This window comes from Paenibacillus sp. FSL H7-0756, from assembly GCF_038006765.1.
Lineage (GTDB): Bacteria > Bacillota > Bacilli > Paenibacillales > Paenibacillaceae > Paenibacillus_AQ.
This window is the reverse complement of sequence record NZ_JBBOVT010000003.1, coordinates 1,187,452-1,204,625: the sequence shown is the minus strand read 5'-3', so window position 1 is coordinate 1,204,625 and position 17,174 is coordinate 1,187,452. Positions and strand designations below refer to the sequence as shown.

Sequence of the window (17,174 nt, the reverse complement as noted above, 5' to 3'; positions counted from 1 at the left end):
GTTCAATACTGTCCTGTAATTTCTCTTCTCTGCCGTGTTGCTTGTTGTCTGTGAAGCTTCTGTCTTTTGGGCCTTAGCCTTTTGTATGCTCTTTGGCTTTTTACTGTTTTTCGCCACTTTTACCCTACTCTCCTTCGTTTTATCTGTCTTGTTGTCCGGATTGGGAGCTCCCATAACCATCACCTGCCTATCTCCTAGATTGGAAGATATATGTAAGCGTTACCTGCCCTATATATCGGCACAAAGTCTCATTTTTCTTAGCATTATTTGCAAATTGCTTCAATACTCATATATTTTTGTCGAATTGCATAGGCAATTTGATACAAAATAACCCCACAAAGTGGAGCATTAGCGTAGGTGCTTACTCAGATACTTTGCGGGGGCCCCAAAACACCTCTTTTTTAGCACGCAAAAAAAAAGGAATGCCCATGTGTAAACGGGCATCCCTTAGTGTGTAAAGCTATTATTTTCGCTTGCGCATCATATCGAAATAAGCAACAGGCTGATCCACCTTCATCCGCACACGCTGAAGCGGGTGACGGGCCACATCCAGCGGATTGCCGGCCTCATCCCACAGCTCGCCAACGGTCTGCTTGAAGAAGGTGTCATCCGGGCCGAAGAACTCAACTTCCTGTCCCGGCTTGAAGTTATTGCGCTGCTGAACGAGCGCCATCCCGCTCTCTGCATCATACTCCAGCACCAGTCCCGCGAAATCATACGGAGCCGCCTTCTCTTCGGGTTCATAGATGTGGTCCTCATGGTCCGGTGTGTCGTAGAAGAAGCCGGTATTCAGCGGACGGTTAGCCGCCTTCTGCAGCTCCTCCAGCCATTCGGGCTTCAGCACATACCCTTCCGGGTCGGCCATGTAAGCATCTATGGCTTTGCGGTAGGCATTCACTACGGTTGCCACATAGTGAATCGATTTCATCCGGCCCTCAATCTTGAAGCTGTCAATTCCGGCTTCGATCAGGTCGGGAATGCTCTCCAGCATACACAGGTCCTTCGATCCCATAGTGAACGGGTTATCCTCGGGCTGATGCAGCGGCAGCTGGGTGATTCCGGGCTGTAACGCTTGAGGTGCCTCAGCTTGTTCCTCTTCAGATACCCAATTCCCTTCGGGACGGGCATCTTCGAACAGATCATACTTCCAGCGGCAGGATTGGCAGCAGCCTCCGCGGTTGGAGTCGCGGTCGGTGAAGTGGTTAGATAACACACAACGTCCGGAGTACGAGGAGCACATCGCGCCATGGATGAAGCTCTCGATCTCAATATCCACATGCTGCTTGATCTCGGCGATCTCCTCCAGGCTTGTCTCCCGGCCCAATACTACGCGCGGCAGACCTTCCTCCTTCCAATAAGAAACTGCCTGCCAGTTGAGCGTGGACTGCTGGGTGCTTAAGTGCACCTCTAGACCTGGTACCAGGCGCAGGGCAGTATCGACAATCACCGGATCGGCTACGATAATCGCTGCAATCCCGGCCTCATATAAATTACGCAGGTATTCTTCAATCCCCGCGATATCTTCATTGTGAGCATAGATATTGGTGGCTACGAATACTTTGGCACCGTATTTCTTGGCAAATTCCACACCCTCGCGCATTTCCTCGAAGGTGAAGTTATCCGCGCCTGAGCGCAGGCCGTATTTCTGTCCTCCGATATAGACTGCATCCGCGCCATAATGCACGGCGAATTTCAATTTCTCTAAGTTTCCTGCCGGAGCCAGGAGCTCCGGTCTGTCCAGACGGTAACGCTTGCCCTTGAACTGGGGCTTGGTCATGGTTCCCATTCCTGTTCTCCTTTCTGTGTCTCATCTTCTGCAAGAGTTTAAAGCTGACATCGGGTGGTACACGCTGCTGCGGTGAATTTGGACTTTCGGCCGCTGTTGTCTCCAGATGTTTAGAATTACTCCGCTTAGCGGATAACATCCGGAGACAAAGGCGGACGCTTCGCTCCTGCAGTTCCAAATTCCCCTCCGCTGCTGAACCCAATGATGATGGGATAAACCTTACAAGAGCTGAGACAAAACCTTTTATATTAATATACCTGCTCTTTATAGAAGAAACCGAACGACAGTTCACGCTCCGGGTCCTGCAAAGCCCGGACCTCCTCCAGCCAAGACTCCTCGAATGCATATTCGGCGGGATCAGCGGCGTAGACGTCCATCGCATGACGGTAAGCCTTAACGACAGCGACATTGTAGGCCGCAGGCTTCAGCAGACCTTCGATCTTCAGGCTGTGTACGCCAGCTTTTAATAAGAAATGGAGATCCTCCAGAATGCAGATATCATCCGAGCTCATAATATGCGTGCCGTTCTCGTCTTCATAGATCGGGAACTTCTCATTCGGACGCTCCGCTTCAATCAGGAACAGCCCGCGCTCCTTACCCAGGCTTCCGCCATCGCTCGGACGGCCCTGATGGGACATATAGCTTGCTACCAGCTTACGCTTGGAATGATAGATATTCGTCATCCCGTGTACCTGAACCTGGGCTTCCACCTCAAGGTTAGGGACCATTTCGGTCATCTCATCCATATTCAGCTCGCGTGCCAGAACGACCCGCGTGGCTCCCTTGCGGCCCCAGTAATTGGCTGTAGCATAATTGGTTGAGGTCATTTCCGCATTCCAGTGCAGCTTCATTCCCGGTGCTTCGGCTTTGACGGCCGCCAGTACGGCGGGATCACCGAACTCTACCCCATCCACACCCAGTTCACCGATGGCCTTCACATAAGCCGGAAGTTCCTCCAGCATAGTATTGGGAATCAGTCCATTGATGCTTACATATACCTTGCCGCCCCGGGCATGTGCCAGCTTAACCACAGCGGCCGTGTCTTCAAGTGTAAAATGTCCGGCAAGACGCATACCAAAGCGGTCATCGCCGACCAGCAGGGCACTCGCTCCTGCATCCAGCAGCGCTACCGCTTCTTCCAGAGAAGCCGCTGTCGCCAGCAGCTCCGGTGTGTTATTCATCGTGTTACCTCCTGTGCGTTGCTCATCCTTACTATTGTAGCGGGTTCTTACGGATTTTGTTTGCTTTTTTGAATATTGGCTAAATGTTCCTTGTAGGTTCTGGCAAATAAATGTCCCTGTGAGCCGTCCTTCTTAGTCACATAGAAGAAATAATCCGAGACCTCAGGCGTCATAGCTGCTTCAATCGACGCAAGACCTGGACTGCTGATCGGTCCAGGCGGCAAACCTGCCTGCTTATACGTATTATAAGGACTGTCTACCTTCAGGTCCTTCTCATACAGCCGCTCTTTCTGCTTGTCCAACAGGTACTGGACGGTAGCATCGATCTCCAGTTTCTGTCCCTTATCCAATCTGTTATAGATAATACCGGCCACCAGCGGACGTTCCTTGTCTACTACCACCTCGCGCTCCACCAGTGAAGCAACGGTCAGCAGCTCATGCAGCGAGAGCCCGCGGTTCGCCAGCTTCGCCTTCCACTCAGGAATCGTATCCAGCTTCTTCACCAGCTGCTCCAGCATCGCCCCGATGACTTCCTGCGGGGTGCTGTCCTTAGCCAGTTCATAGGTCTCCGGGAAAAGATACCCCTCCAGCCGGTGGCGCAGCAGCGGATTGTCCGGAATCTCCAGCTTGCTTACGGCTTCCATGCCCTTGCCGGAATCAATCAGCGTAAGGAAGACCTCCGGCTTCTGATTCCATGCAGCGGCCAGCTTCTCTGCCACCTGAACCGCAGTATACCCTTCAGGGATTGTAAAAGTAACGGTAGCTTCCTTCACAACATCTCCGGCATTCAACCGGCTGATCAGCGTATCGTAGGAGTCGCCGGGGCTTACCTGATACGTGCCGGCCTTGAAGCTGGAGCCCTCCTGGACCCATTTCAGATATCCTTTGAAGAACAGGCTATGCTTGATAATGCCCTCTTGCTCAAGCAGGTCGGCAATTTGGGAGCTTCCCATACCCTTCTCTATTGTAACCGTTACGGCCGGCCCTGCGGGCTTGACCGGCTGCATTCCATTCCAGATGTACCATGCTCCTCCTCCTGCAGCTGCTGCCAGGACCAGAATTAAGATAAGCACAGTGCGGATCACGGCTTTCAAATGTTACGCCTCACTTTCCGACTATAAAGTATAAAATTGTATTGTCCAAAATTCAACCTATTTTTATAGCATAAGCTTTTTTCAGGCAAACGGAAAGATTATTTCGTCCCTCATAAGCAAAAAGAGCGCGGAAAAATTCCGCCCTCTTCCGTATTTGCCATACATGAAGTTGCTGCAGACGACGACTACTCGCTATCCGCAGGGAAGGTGAGCTCATCGTACAGCTCGGAAATATCCTCCCACTCTTCATCGTCCATAATGCTCTCCAGTTCCGGAAGTCCGTCCGGAGAAACTACGATGCGCAGAATTTCCTGCTCCGCAGCTCTTCCCGATCCGGCCAGAACGGCATAAGCACGGTCACCCACAGCAAATTCTGCAATAATATCGTAAACGGAAGACTTGCCCTGCTCATCCTCCAGTTCTACTGTTTCTCCATATACTTCCTTGAGCTTAGAAGTCCATACCGCTTGATCAGCGGAAAACTCAGTCATTCTCTGCTCCTCCATCCAGCTCGTCAACCAAAGTATTGAAGGTCTCCTCTACGATGGCCCACTCCTCGTCGTTCTCAATCATGAAGAGTTGCAGATCGTCGCCGTCTTCCTCATAACGGAACGCGTAGACCTCATCTGTCTCCTCATCCTCGGAATCGAGCGGAACCACCATCATATACTTGGCATCCGATCCGTCCACTTCAAACTTCATGATGACCTCGAATTCCTCTTCATTACCTTCCTCATCAGGAATATAGATAATTTCCGGTTCCTCTTCTTGGCCGATCTGTTCGTTTGTCATATCCGCACACCCCTCACCTTTTACTGTTAGCATCCAAAAAATTTTGCAAAATCAGCGCTGCGGCCATTTTGTCCACCAGCCCCTTGCGTTTCTTCCGGCTGACGTCCCCGTCAATCAGCACCCGCTCAGCAGATACCGTCGTCAGACGCTCATCCCAAAGGTGTACGGGTAAATCGAATTGCTCCCGCAGCTTATCCGCGAATTCGATGCAAATTTCACCACGGGGTCCAACGGAGCCGTTCATGTTCTTCGGCAGCCCGACGACAATCTCGCCGATTTCGTGCTCCTTGACCAGCTCACGGATGCGGTCGAATTCATTGCCGTTGCCGCGCCGCTCAATGGTCTCCAGAGACTGTGCTGTCCATCCGAAAATATCGCTTGTGGCGACACCGATTCTGCGGTCGCCGTAATCCAGTCCCAGCTTCTTCATCATTTGGGCTGGTCCACCCGATGATTGGCCAGATAGAAACGGACCAGTTCTTCGATCAGCTCATCACGCTCTTTCCTCCGGACCAAACTTCTCGCATTGTTGTGGCGTGGAATGTAAGCCGGATCTCCTGAAAGAAGATATCCTACGATCTGATTGATCGGATGATATTCTTTCTCCACCAGCGCGTCGTACACGGCGAGCAGTATTTCCTGGGGAGAGGCTTCCTTTTCGTCGCCCTTCACATTGAATTTGACCGTTTTGTCCATGGAGTCCATGTGGTGACACCTTCCTTCTGCAAAATCACCCTGATTCGGGCGGCTTCGCAAAGTTGCTGCTGTACAGCTCACTTGCTGCCCTCATCATAACATATTCATGCCCCAACGAGGAAATCCTGCCATAGTTAAAGCGCTTTTTTTGGCATTTTGTCTACAAAAATAGATGTTTTTTTGGGTTTTAAGCTATTGCAAGCCCTGGGTCAATAATGAATAACCCCAAAAAATATACATTGTGTGAATAAAGCAGCGGCGCCGAGGAAATGCCCTCAGCACCGCTGCTTCCCAACCCTTGATAGAAATCCACAGTTTCTTACAGACAGGAATTACTGTATACCGCTTAAGCCTGTGCGGCTACCAGTTCCTCGGCCTTCTTCAAGGCTTCGCCCAGCTTGGAAGCGTCCTTGCCTCCGGCCTGCGCCATATCGGGACGTCCGCCGCCGCCGCCGCCGCAGACTGCAGCGATCTCCTTCACCAGCTTGCCGGCATGGAAGCCCTTCTTCACCAGCTCCTGAGGCACGGCTACCACGAAGTTCACCTTGTCATCCATTGCAGCACCAAGTACCAGTATGGCCTCCGGGAGCTTGGACTTCAGTTCGTCCGCTGTCGAGCGCAAAGCATCGATATTGCCGGCTTGCACGGAGACCGCAAGAAGCTGCGTTCCTCCGCCTACTGTGATTACACTGCTGGTCAGCTCTGCTGCGAAGGTTGCGCTCAGCTTGGACTGGAGCGATTCATTCTCACGGCCCAGCTCGCGTACCTGGGCATGCAGGGTCTCAATCCGCTTCGGCACATCGGTCAGCGAAGATTTGAGCAGGCCTGCCGATTGCTTCAGCAGGTCCAGCTGACTCTCCGTGAACTGATAGGCGTAACGGCCAGTCACAGCTTCAATCCGGCGCACCCCGGAACCGATGCCGCTCTCGCTGAGCAGCTTGAAGATTCCGATCTGCGCTGTATTAGACACATGGCATCCGCCGCACAGCTCCAGGCTGTAGTCGCCAACTTGAACGACACGGACAACATTGCCGTATTTCTCTCCGAAGAGGGCCATCGCTCCCATAGCTTTGGCTTCATCTATCGGCTTATTCTCAATGACTACTGGAAGGCTGCGCCAGATCTGCGCGTTCACGCGCTGCTCAATATCGCTGAGCTCCTCTGGAGTAATGGCTCCAAAATGCGAGAAGTCGAACCGCAGGCGTGAGCCTTCTACTAAAGAGCCAGCCTGATTCACGTGGCTGCCCAGCACTTCCTTCAGCGCCTTGTGCAGCAAGTGGGTGGCCGTGTGGTTCTTCACGATATCCTCGCGCTCCGCCCGGTTCACTTCGGCACGGACGGTATCGCCGACCTTCAGATCGCCTGCTTCCACCGTAACCAGATGAACATGCTGGCCGTGCGGTGCTTTGAAGAGGCCGTTCACCTTAGCGGTCACTGATCCGCCGGTCAGAACGCCGGTATCGCTGACTTGACCGCCGCTTTCTGCATAGAATGGTGTTGACGCCAGGATCACCTGACACTCGGCGCCTTCGCTAACTGTATCCTGAAGCGCGCCGTCAACCACAATCGCCAGCACCTTGGACTCTGTTACCGTGTCATTATATCCAACAAATTCACTTTTAACCGTAAGCTCAGCCAGGGCACCGCCCTGAATCTTCATGCTGGCGCTGTCCTGACGGGCTGCTCTCGCCCGGTCCCGCTGCTCCTGCATCGCGGCATCGAAGCCGGCGCGGTCTACGGCAAGCCCCTGCTCGGACGCAAAGTCCTCGGTCAGGTCAAACGGGAAGCCATACGTGTCATAGAGCTTGAACGCATCGGCACCGGCAATGGTGCTCAGGCCGTCCGCTTTGGCTTTGGCACTGATCTCGCCGAGGATCGCCAGACCATCGGACAGCGTTTCGTGGAAGCGTTCCTCTTCCAGACGGATGATTTTGGCGATATATTCACGGTTCTCGACCACGGAAGGATAGTATACTCCCATAATCTCTCCAACGGTCTCAGTCAACTCGTGCAGGAACGGACGGTCCAGTCCCAGCGTCTTGCCGTAGCGTACAGCGCGGCGGAGCAGACGGCGGATAATATAGCCGCGTCCTTCATTGGAAGGAAGCACGCCGTCACCCACCGCAAATGTAACGGTACGCACATGGTCGGCAATGACTTTTAGCGCGATATCCTGTTCAACATTATCCTTGTAGGTTACACCGGCAAGCCCGGCGGTCTTCTGGATAATCGGCTGGAACAGATCGGTATCGAAGTTGGAATCCACATCCTGGAGAATGGAAGCGAAGCGCTCCAGGCCTGCACCGGTATCAATATTCTTGTTGGGAAGCGGCGTATAGCTGCCATCCTTATTATGGTTGAATTGCGAGAATACGAGGTTCCAGACCTCCAGCCAGCGCTCATTCTCACCGCCCGGATACATCTCCGGATCACTCATATCACTGCCGTACGCTTCACCGCGGTCATAGAAAATCTCCGAGCACGGGCCGCACGGGCCTTCTCCGATATCCCAGAAGTTCTCGTCGCCCAGCTTAATGATGCGTTCTGCGGGCAGGCCGACCTTCTCATTCCACAGCTTGAACGCTTCTTCGTCCTCAGCATACACGGTCACAGAAATCCGGTCGCCGTCGAAGCCGATCCACTCCTTGCCGGTCAGGAATTCCCAAGCCCAAGTGATGGCCTCTTCCTTGAAGTAATCGCCGATAGAGAAGTTACCCAGCATCTCAAAGAACGTATGGTGGCGGCGCGTCTTGCCCACATTCTCAATATCGTTGGTGCGGATACATTTCTGCGAGTTCGTCAGGCGGGGATTCTCCGGAATCTCCCGGCCGTCGAAGTACGCCTTCAGCGGCGCCATACCTGCGTTAATCCACAGCAGCGAAGGGTCATTGTGGGGCACGAGCGAAGCGCTCGGCTCAATACGGTGGTTCTTGCTCTCAAAAAACTGCAGCCATTTGGAACGGATTTCACTTGCTTTCATCATGTACAGCTCCCGTCTCTTCATTAAAATGCGGCACGCTGGCCGGAAAACACTTTCTTGCCGTAACCGTTACACGAAAAATCAAAAACAAAAAACGCCCCTGAATATATATTCAGGGACGATGATTATCGCGGTACCACCCTGGTTATCGCCTTGATCCGTGAAGCACGGACACCTGCAGACGATCGCCTTGTGCGGCTGTTAACGGGTGCCCCCGGCGGGATTGTCCCCGCACTCCGAAATTAGCTTTCAGCCGGCCTGTCTCCCAGGTTCTCACACCCGATGCGGCAATCCGCAAAGGAACCTGTTCTCTGGTGAAGCCATGCTCCGGCGTACTTGTTTTCATCAACGCTTTGTCCGATTTGCTTTTTAACATTTCAAGTATAGCCAGCGGGTGGATATCTGTCAATCACAGGCCGTAATTTGCTGTAACAGGAGCTGATAATCGCTATGAAAAAGGTTATTTACAGCGCTTACACACAGGCGTATAATTTAATTATTCATAGCGTCGAGACGTAGCTCAGCTTGGTAGAGCGCTTGCTTCGGGAGTAAGAGGCCGCAGGTTCGAATCCTGTCGTCTCGACCATTTTTAATTAAGATTCGCGGCTTTGGGGTTCGCGATTTTTTGGCGTTTCAAAAAGCCTACTTCTGTCTTCCATGTTTAAAGGCAGTAATTATATATGTAGAGCCATCCTTAGATGGCTGATAGGAAACAATATAACGATCAATACGAATATAGATAGTAAGTATCTTTATAAGTCCTTGATGGAAAAAGCTTTCCTGACCGAGTCACCTTGTCCTCAATCCGCATGAACAGCTTTAATTTATACTCTGCTGTTTCCTGTGGTGAGAAGTGGATGCTCTCAATCTTGGAAAAGCTCTGAGCCGCGCTCTTAGTCCAGACTATCCGCATCAAAGTTCTCCATTTCTTATCATCTCGATCATTTGCTTTGAAGAGATAATTGAACCATGTATAATATCCTGTTTGGACTCTTGGATCATTCGTGCGATTTCGGGATCAGCATCAAGCTCAGCAATTTGCGCAGCTGAAAGAGCATCTGAGTTGTCCTGATACTGGATTATTTCGGATACTTCATACTCCATGTCATTAATTACAATCACAGATTTCTGGCTGTCATTGATAAAGGAACGATACACTTTTCCGCTCTTATCCTTTAATTCCAGATACATACTCACCACCCCTTTGTTCAATATTATATCCTGAATTCGGATTAACGGATACCTCTTCAGGATATAACAAATACAGACTACCTCCGCCCCGCCCACAGCCGTCTTCTCAGCTCCATCTCCTCATAGATCCGCTCCAGCGGCAGGCGCATGGACTGACCCGCTATATTGACAGGTGTGCCGGCGAGCCTAAGATTAATGGCCATCAGCCAGCGCTTTAGTCCGCGTTGCCGGGACAGGTAGGCTTTGGGATCAACGAGGAAGATGCAGATATTCAGTTGTCCATAGTAACGGATCAGGCGGATGTCCGAAATATCCTCCCACATCAAGCGTCCTCCCGGAATCGCCGAAGACTGGTCATCAATACCCTGGGCATCCACCACCAGCAGCGGGGAGCGGCGCAGCAGCATTATTAGATAGACGATGGCCGCCAGGCCAAACAGCACGGTGCAGGCAATTCCCAGCGTCCGCAAAAGGATGGCAAGATCCGTCGTAATCTCCCCGGATATTTTTAGCAGCCAGATCCCCACTATCACAAAAAGCAATGATCCCGCTAACAGCAAAACGATCTTGAACCAGAACGGCTTCACCACGAGCGGCTGGTAACCTCCATCGTTATACGGCTGGTAGTCCATTTAGTCGTCCTCCTTCAGGGCCTGCCATTGAACCGCAGCAGATACATCCCCTGTTTCTTGGGATTATAACTATAAATGGTACCCGAACACTCTACTCTCCGCAACAATTTTACCCATGAAAAGAAACATAATTGCACATGCGCACCAGCCGCTTTATTTCCGTATTCTTGGCAGGAATGCCGCCGGAATTAATGCCAAAATCGAGAAGGCAATCGTCCACATAAACGAATGATCGAAGGCAACAGCCAGTGCGGCCGGGTCACGAGTCAGGACGGAATTCAGTTCATTTTGCAAAATAATTGCGATAACCGATACGCCGAAGGCTCCGCCAATCTGCTGCATAATACGTGTGGTGCTGCTCGCATGCGGGACTTGCTTCGAGGACAGACCGATATAGGCAGAAGCCATAACCGGCAGAAAAACAGCCCCTAATCCAGCCCCCCTCACAATCAGGACTGCACTTAAAAAATAATAGCTGGTATCTGCGCCAAGCTGCGTCAGCGGCCAAGTGCCAAGGATGGTAAGGACCGTTCCGGCAAGCACTACGGGTCTAGATCCGATCTGATCCGTCAATTTGCCGGCCAGTGATCTGGTGAGCAGCATCCCGATGCCTTGGGGAACGAGCAGCAGGCCGGAGATCAGCACCGTTTCACCGCGGACTTGCTGGAGATACAGGGGCAGGAGCAGCATTGCACCATAGGTGGTCAAGCCAGATAGAAACAACAGTGTAGAGGACACGGTTAAGGAACGTACCCGGAACAGCCTGACATCGATCAATGCTTCGCTTCCTTTGCGGAGGGCATACACCACAAATACTGCTAAAAGCGCCACACCTGCTATGACTGGTGCAAGAACCTCAGCATGACCGAAGCCGTGGTGGGAGCTGACTTCTCCAAGACCGTACAGGATAAGCACGATAGCCGGAGACAGCATCAGCAATCCAGACATATCCAGCCGTAGCGTCCGGGCATTGTGCTCTTCCTTAGGGAGCCCTTTCCAAGCAACAATTATGGCAGCCACGCACAGCGGAATATTGACAAAGAAGATCCATCTCCAGCTCAAGTGATTAACGATTATTCCACCCAGCACCGGTCCCAGAATGGGCCCGAGCAGCGCTGGCAGAGCTATGGTCGCCATTTTTCTGCCCATATTGTCTCCTCCGTAGGCACGTACGGCCAAGGTCTGCATGATAGGCATCAGCAAGCCCCCGCCGATCCCCTGCAGGGTACGGAATAGAATCAGGCTCTCCACGTTCCACGCCATGCTGCACAGCACAGAGCCAATTAAAAACATCCCCAGCGAAAACAGCCACATCCTCCTTCCCCCAAACCGCTCCACGGCCCAGCCGCTTATCGGAATGACCATCGCAAGCGACAGCAGGTACCCGGTCATCACCCACTGAATCGTGGACACCGAGGCGTTAAATTCCCGGACCAGCGTATCAATCGCCACATTGGTTATCGTCGTATCGAATATTGGAGCCAGAATACCAAGCATAAGAATCCACATCAAGTTCTTCGCTGCTGCCTGCGGTTCAGACGGTTCAAGTGCTGGTTTAGCCTGATTTTGCAAGTGGGTCATCTCCCTTCAGTCACTAAATAAGAAACAAAAAGTTTCTTATTTGAGCTTATGATATACTATCCACATAGGAAACGCAACGAAATTCTCCAGTGGAGGTTGAGATAGAAATGCCCACTTCTCAAGAGCAGGATAAATTAAAGAACAGACGCAGAGGCAAGGAGCTGGAAGCCGCTATCCTGCAAGCTGTGCGGGAAGAGTTGACAGAGCAGGGGTACTCTAATCTTACGATGGAAAGTGTGGCCGAGCGCGCGGGAACAAGCAAAGCCGTACTCTATCGCCGGTGGGCCAACCGTGCTGAGCTAGTGCTTGCGGCCATCCGGGACCGTGTGCCCCTGCCGCTGGAGGAAGTGCCTGATCACGGGAATTTGAGGGATGATGTATGCGGGGTGCTGCGGGCCATGAACCAGAATAATATTCAAGCAATGTTGAATGCGTTCTACGGGCTTGTAGCGGAAATGGGCGATATGCCGCTGGCCTCCTATATTTTCCCCCATGGGCGTCAAAACAGGACCATGTCGATTTTGCTAGAGCGGGCTGTTGAGCGGGGAGAAGTGTCTGCCGAAGCCGTGACCCCCCGAATGCTCAGTCTGCCGTCCGATCTGGCCCGCCATGAGCTGATGCTGTATAACGCCCCCATGTCGGAGGAGACGATCGCCAATATTGTGGACGAGGTGTACCTGCCGCTGGTGTTGAAGCGGTAAACTCTTGTCAGGAACCTTTATGCCAATTCTTCAGCATCTCCTGTGCCTTGCGCTTATCTGTCAAAAGCAGCGTCTAAATGTGGAGCTGATGGGGGGTAAGTAGCTAGTGTTGCAAGTTTTGCAACTCGGATTCTATGTTATGGGGATAAACCGGGGGAATGTTGCACGAAATGCAAGATATCCTGCGTTAAGCTGCTTCAAGACGGGATAATCCTGCATTTTGTACAACAATACGGATAACAGTGGATGTAATGCGAGCAAATGTTGTAGTTTGTGCAGGATTTTGAACCAGCTGCGGAAGGTTGAGAAAGCTCGCGTATCAATCGAGATGTAACCTCGATCTACATTCAGCCTCACTCAGCAATTACTCCGCAATCCAAACAGCCAGCCACCGGACATCCCCGGTGACTGGCTGTTTCTCTTTCTTATAGAAGTAACTTTACAGCTTCCAGATCCGGTACAGAATCACCGCTGCTTCCGCACGGGAGAGGGTATCCCCCGGAGCAAGCTTATTGTTCTTACCGTTGACTACGCCGTACTTCAGCAGTGCGGATACGCTGTCCTTGGCATAGGCGGAGATTTGACCGGCATCGGTGTAAGATGCTATTGATCCGCTGTCTTCAGGCGTGATTCCGGCCGCCTTCAGGGCACGCGCTGCAATCACCATCATCTCCTGACGGGTGATGACGCCCGCCGGCTTGAAGGTATTATCCGCATAGCCTGTGACGATGCCGAGCTGCTTCGCGGCCGCAAGCTCCTTGCTGTATGCTGCGTTATTCTGGACATCGCTGAAGCCTGCAACTGCTTCAGCAGCAGCCTTAAGCTCCAGTACCTTTACAAGGGAGGCCGTGAAGTCTGCCCTGTTCACAGGGTCCGCAGCCAACAGGCTGTTCCCGTCCGGGATGATACTGCGGGCAGCCATGGCAGAGGCTGCCTGCTTAGCCCAGGACACGTTCCCGATATCTGTGAAGGCCAGCGGAGCATAGGCAACGGCAAAGGTGCCGAACTCCGGAGTACGGAACACCAGCGCTTCCTTCGCTGCAATGTAACGGCTGTTCACCACCGGAGACAACGCACCGTTATCGGTGAGCGAACGGACCAGCAGGGAATCAAGTTCACTCTGCTCTTCCGCTGACGCTTTGTAAGGAATAGAGACGGTCATCGCGCTGCTGCCAGGCAAAGCTACCTTCTGCCCGCCTGCAAGCAGACTCAGCTCCACCACCGGACGGCTGCCGGTCTGCTGGAGAGCAGCGGCATTCAGGCCTTCAGCTGTGGATTGCTTGACCCGGAAGCTAACATATTCAGTGGTTGCTGTAATCCCTGCGAGCTGCTCACTTGGAATAGACAGCGTAGCAAGGCCGTTCTGAAGGACAAGCAGGTACTTCTCCTGCGTCTTCAGGCCTTGAAACGGCAACTGGGCTTCATAGGAGGCCACGCCGGTCAGGTTCGCCAGATCGATGATGATCTGCTTCCGTCCGTCTGCTGCCGGCGCCGCCTGCTTCAGGGCTTGCTGCCACAGCTCAGCCGTAACTACGGCCTTCGCCTCTGTGCCTTCGGTCTTCACTGCAGGTCTGATTGTCACAACACCATCCTTGACATCAAACGGTGCAGGCTTAGGCGCAGGTGTGCTGCTGCTATAGCTAGTACCGCCGGATACTGGTGCCGGTGTCGCTGTGGGTGCCGGCGTTGCTTCCGGTGCCGGTGTTGGCGCCATAGTCGGCTTCGTCGGCGGCTCAGCGCCGTCTTTGGCCTTAAGCGTCAGCACGCCGAAGACGGAGGTGTCCTGATAGCCGTTGCCGGTGGTATCATTCCAGGCGGCCACACTTTGCCGGACGCCGCTCTTGGCATCGTTGATCTGGGTGTCGAAGCCGACTTTTGTGCCGCCGGCTGGCGTGATTTTTTTGAACGGAATCTTCATTTCAAGCGTATAGTTAGTTCCGGTGACCTTGGTTGCCGACTCGAAGCCTGCAGCAATGTCTGCCGGACTGAAGGAGGCTTCATTGTCGTAATTGACCCGGTATTGTCCGTCATCGCTCTCATAGAAGGTCGTGCGGCCGAAATTCTCATCCAGGAAAATCTCGACAGAGTCCTGCTCCCATGGATTCACATTGCTTTTGTCCAATTGAGCGTCATTGACTTGTACCAGCACATACAGATTCTGGTCATCCCACAGGGTACGCGTGGTTCCGCTTGCGCCCTGCCAGGCCATCTGATAACGGTTCACAGCCATCTCGGGCGCAGAAGCCCAGATGCCATCCGCTGTTCCGTCAACGACCGGCGTGCCGTAGACCGCCTCTGACACGTTGGCTTCCGCTGTATCCGGCTCATGCTCAGCCATGAATTTGGCCGGATCAATGACCGCGTAGTAGGCCGGCTTCGCCTGCAAGTCCCTGTCGAACAGCAGCGGGCTTGACTCCGCTCTCCAGCTTGTGCGGTCATCCATGCCCCAGAAGGTTACCCGCGCGATATGGTCAGCATGGGCCTTGTAAATATCCATTAATTTGGCATACAGATAGCCTTGGGCAATCCGTTCCTTCTCTGTCTGCTTATTCCCGCTGCCGGCCTGGATATCCAGCTCGGTAATGCTGACTTCTACGCCAAGGGAGATGAACTTCTCCAGCGACAGCTTGACGTTATCTGGATTCGTATTGATATTGTAGTGCGCCTGCATCCCCACACCATCAATCAGCAGCTTGCCTGGATGGGTCAGCGCGTACTTCTCATTCAGTTCCTTAACCATACTGTAGATGGCCTGGGCCTTGTTCTGGTTATCATCATTGTAATCATTGTAATACAGCTTGATATCCCACTCTGGATGCTGGTCCAGCACTTCTCTGGCCGCCAGGAACGCCTGCTCCAGATAGTCCGGGCCGATGGCATCATACCACGGAGCCTTGCGCAGCGCCGCTTGCCAATTGGAAGGATTGGACGGGTTATCATTCATCGCCTCGTTGACGACATCCCAGGAGATCACCCGGTCTCCGAAATGCTCCATGACTCCCTTGATGTGGGCTCTCAAGTTAGCGAGTGCTTCGTCACGCCCCAGGGGAACGCTTTTGCCTGCCGCATCTGTGGTTAAGTTCATCCAGTCAGGCGACTGCTGATACCATACCAGCACATGCCCGTGCATCTTCATGCCTTCGGCAAGCACCTTATTTACCATCGCATCCGCCGCGGTAAAAGTGAAATTGCCCTTGGTTGGCTGCAGCGCATCCGGCTTCATGGCATTGCCTGCGGTAGCAACATTGTGATGCATTTTCAGCAGGTCCAGCCGCACACCTTCCAGATCCTCGGCGGATAACGCATTGCCGATCAGGAAGTCATTTTGATAGGCTGTTTTTAGCGGAGTCAGATCCCTCTGAATATCCACTGGTGCGGTACCTGTATGCTCGAAATTAATATCATCGATATAAAAGGAAGCGGTTGCATTATTGGAACTTTCAACGTAAAGGGTCAGATATTCGCCGCCCACGCTGTTATAGCGGTAGCTCCCCTCATATTTCACCCAGCCGTCAGCGGTGCTGATCGTCTTGGGAGACAGAGCCACATAACTCGCTCCAGTATCGTTACCCACCTGCGTGGACAACTGGAGCTGCGCGCTCGCCGGTTCGATCAGCTTCACCCAGGCAGACAGGGTATATTCGCTGCCCTTGTCCACATACTTCTCCACACGCAGGGAAGGCCCGTGCCAGGTGTTGCTTCTGCCCTCGACCTTCAGGGAATATGAACCGTCCTCGGTATGATTCGCTTCATTCGTTACGGTAAGCGTCTCGGTTCCGGCTCTGCCGGTAAACCCGCCCAATTCCTGATCTTCAAAAGTAATCTTGCTGAACGGCAAAGCCGGTTCACGCACTGGCTCTTCCCCGCCGCCCGGAGCGGACTCTGACGTTATCAGAAGATCGCCAAGGTAGAAGGGTACTGTGGCTCCCTTGTCGTTGGAATTGATGCGCAAGGAATGGTCTCTCTTAGTAGAGTCCGTGGCACTCGTGTCCACAGTAAATGTCTTCGTCAGTGTGACCGATTGCCCTGCCACATAGGGTATTGCTGCATAATTCCCGTAGCTATTCACTGTCTGCAGCGCTGCTTCTGCTCCCTCTGGGAGCGTCACCTTCGCGTCAACGTAGACAACAGCCGTTACGGTGTACGTTTTTCCATGCTGGAGACCGAGATCGGTGAATTTGAAATCAACCCCATCCCAGTTATCCTTCCGGTTGTTTACGTATAATGCTGCACCATCGGCATTTCCTGCAAAAGGTACCTCCTTCACCGCACTCAGGATTGCTCCCCCGGAAGGGCTCGTCTTACCTGCCCCGTTCGCGAAGGTCTCATGATATACCGTGGTCTGTGCCTCGGCTGCCTCCGCCGCCGGAAGATACCCGCCTGCCGGAAGAAGCAGAAGGGCTGCCAGCAGCACCAGAGAGACTTGCTTGATTATTCTCTTCATGCATTGCACTCCTCTGTATGAATTTGGGTTTTAATGAGTTAAGCGCTTACAGCTAATATGGGAGCCTCCTCCTTCACCACCCAAATCGTAGCATAC

At 52.8% G+C, this 17,174-nt stretch carries 14 protein-coding genes and 1 tRNA gene; 2 read left to right on the top strand and 13 right to left on the bottom strand.

Annotated features, from left to right (window positions below):
• Window positions 1–463: 463 nt before the first annotated feature.
• The 9 genes from NST04_RS31265 to NST04_RS31225 form a co-directional block, all read right to left on the bottom strand.
• Window positions 464–1,786: a peptidase U32 family protein gene (locus NST04_RS31265; protein WP_341187701.1), complete on the bottom strand. Its 1,323-nt coding sequence runs from the start codon at window positions 1,784–1,786 to the stop codon at window positions 464–466.
• Window positions 1,787–2,034: 248 nt separating this feature from the next.
• Window positions 2,035–2,967, bottom strand: a complete 933-nt coding sequence (locus NST04_RS31260; RefSeq protein ID WP_341187700.1) for a peptidase U32 family protein — start codon at window positions 2,965–2,967, stop codon at window positions 2,035–2,037.
• 47 nt (window positions 2,968–3,014) lie between these two features.
• Window positions 3,015–4,061 carry an endolytic transglycosylase MltG gene (gene mltG, locus NST04_RS31255; protein WP_341187699.1) on the bottom strand — a complete coding sequence of 349 codons (1,047 nt, stop codon included), beginning with the start codon at window positions 4,059–4,061 and terminating at the stop codon, window positions 3,015–3,017.
• Window positions 4,062–4,246: 185 nt separating this feature from the next.
• The gene (locus tag NST04_RS31250) at window positions 4,247–4,552 is read right to left on the bottom strand and encodes a DUF1292 domain-containing protein (RefSeq protein WP_036722601.1); all 306 of its coding nucleotides are present in this window, start codon (window positions 4,550–4,552) and stop codon (window positions 4,247–4,249) included.
• Window positions 4,545–4,853: a DUF1292 domain-containing protein gene (locus NST04_RS31245; RefSeq protein WP_036696606.1), complete on the bottom strand. Its 309-nt coding sequence runs from the start codon at window positions 4,851–4,853 to the stop codon at window positions 4,545–4,547. The genes NST04_RS31250 and NST04_RS31245 overlap by 8 nt, the downstream gene beginning before the upstream one ends.
• A 13-nt stretch (window positions 4,854–4,866) precedes the next feature.
• Window positions 4,867–5,283, bottom strand: a complete 417-nt coding sequence (gene ruvX, locus NST04_RS31240) for a Holliday junction resolvase RuvX (protein ID WP_341188111.1) — start codon at window positions 5,281–5,283, stop codon at window positions 4,867–4,869.
• Window positions 5,283–5,558: an IreB family regulatory phosphoprotein gene (locus tag NST04_RS31235; protein ID WP_036696603.1), complete on the bottom strand. Its 276-nt coding sequence runs from the start codon at window positions 5,556–5,558 to the stop codon at window positions 5,283–5,285. Before NST04_RS31235 ends, ruvX begins: the two co-directional genes overlap by 1 nt.
• A 337-nt stretch (window positions 5,559–5,895) precedes the next feature.
• On the bottom strand, window positions 5,896–8,529 hold the full coding sequence (gene alaS, locus NST04_RS31230; protein ID WP_341188110.1) for an alanine--tRNA ligase: 2,634 nt from the start codon (window positions 8,527–8,529) through the stop codon (window positions 5,896–5,898).
• Window positions 8,530–8,674: 145 nt separating this feature from the next.
• Window positions 8,675–8,905: a hypothetical protein gene (locus NST04_RS31225; RefSeq protein ID WP_341187698.1), complete on the bottom strand. Its 231-nt coding sequence runs from the start codon at window positions 8,903–8,905 to the stop codon at window positions 8,675–8,677.
• Between the two features lie 133 nt (window positions 8,906–9,038).
• Between NST04_RS31225 and NST04_RS31220 the strand changes: the two genes are divergently transcribed.
• Window positions 9,039–9,115, top strand: a tRNA-Pro gene (locus tag NST04_RS31220).
• A gap of 326 nt (window positions 9,116–9,441) precedes the next feature.
• Here NST04_RS31220 and NST04_RS31215 read toward each other — a convergent pair.
• The 3 genes from NST04_RS31215 to NST04_RS31205 form a co-directional block, all read right to left on the bottom strand.
• The gene (locus tag NST04_RS31215; protein ID WP_341187697.1) at window positions 9,442–9,720 is read right to left on the bottom strand and encodes a hypothetical protein; all 279 of its coding nucleotides are present in this window, start codon (window positions 9,718–9,720) and stop codon (window positions 9,442–9,444) included.
• 77 nt (window positions 9,721–9,797) lie between these two features.
• On the bottom strand, window positions 9,798–10,352 hold the full coding sequence (locus tag NST04_RS31210; protein ID WP_341187696.1) for an STM3941 family protein: 555 nt from the start codon (window positions 10,350–10,352) through the stop codon (window positions 9,798–9,800).
• 153 nt (window positions 10,353–10,505) lie between these two features.
• Window positions 10,506–11,924, bottom strand: coding sequence for an MDR family MFS transporter (locus NST04_RS31205; protein ID WP_341187695.1), 1,419 nt, complete (start codon window positions 11,922–11,924; stop codon window positions 10,506–10,508).
• 116 nt (window positions 11,925–12,040) lie between these two features.
• Between NST04_RS31205 and NST04_RS31200 the strand changes: the two genes are divergently transcribed.
• A complete protein-coding gene (locus NST04_RS31200) occupies window positions 12,041–12,634 on the top strand; it encodes a TetR/AcrR family transcriptional regulator (RefSeq protein WP_341187694.1) in 594 nt (197 codons plus the stop codon).
• 439 nt (window positions 12,635–13,073) lie between these two features.
• On the opposite strand, the gene NST04_RS31195 is transcribed toward NST04_RS31200, so the two are convergent.
• On the bottom strand, window positions 13,074–17,078 hold the full coding sequence (locus NST04_RS31195) for an endo-1,4-beta-xylanase (RefSeq protein ID WP_341187693.1): 4,005 nt from the start codon (window positions 17,076–17,078) through the stop codon (window positions 13,074–13,076).
• Window positions 17,079–17,174 lie beyond the last annotated feature (96 nt).

Bases quoted from the DNA above. Each gene is read 5' to 3' on its own strand.
- NST04_RS31265 (WP_341187701.1), bottom strand. From the start codon at position 1,786: ATGGGAACCATGACCAAGCCCCAGTTCAAGGGCAAGCGTTACCGTCTG.
- NST04_RS31260 (WP_341187700.1), bottom strand. From the start codon at position 2,967: ATGAATAACACACCGGAGCTGCTGGCGACAGCGGCTTCTCTGGAAGAA.
- NST04_RS31250 (WP_036722601.1), bottom strand. From the start codon at position 4,552: ATGACTGAGTTTTCCGCTGATCAAGCGGTATGGACTTCTAAGCTCAAG.
- NST04_RS31245 (WP_036696606.1), bottom strand. From the start codon at position 4,853: ATGACAAACGAACAGATCGGCCAAGAAGAGGAACCGGAAATTATCTAT.
- ruvX (WP_341188111.1), bottom strand. From the start codon at position 5,283: ATGAAGAAGCTGGGACTGGATTACGGCGACCGCAGAATCGGTGTCGCC.
- NST04_RS31235 (WP_036696603.1), bottom strand. From the start codon at position 5,558: ATGGACTCCATGGACAAAACGGTCAAATTCAATGTGAAGGGCGACGAA.
- alaS (WP_341188110.1), bottom strand. From the start codon at position 8,529: ATGAAAGCAAGTGAAATCCGTTCCAAATGGCTGCAGTTTTTTGAGAGC.
- NST04_RS31225 (WP_341187698.1), bottom strand. From the start codon at position 8,905: ATGTTAAAAAGCAAATCGGACAAAGCGTTGATGAAAACAAGTACGCCG.
- NST04_RS31215 (WP_341187697.1), bottom strand. From the start codon at position 9,720: ATGTATCTGGAATTAAAGGATAAGAGCGGAAAAGTGTATCGTTCCTTT.
- NST04_RS31210 (WP_341187696.1), bottom strand. From the start codon at position 10,352: ATGGACTACCAGCCGTATAACGATGGAGGTTACCAGCCGCTCGTGGTG.
- NST04_RS31200 (WP_341187694.1), top strand. From the start codon at position 12,041: ATGCCCACTTCTCAAGAGCAGGATAAATTAAAGAACAGACGCAGAGGC.
- NST04_RS31195 (WP_341187693.1), bottom strand. From the start codon at position 17,078: ATGAAGAGAATAATCAAGCAAGTCTCTCTGGTGCTGCTGGCAGCCCTT.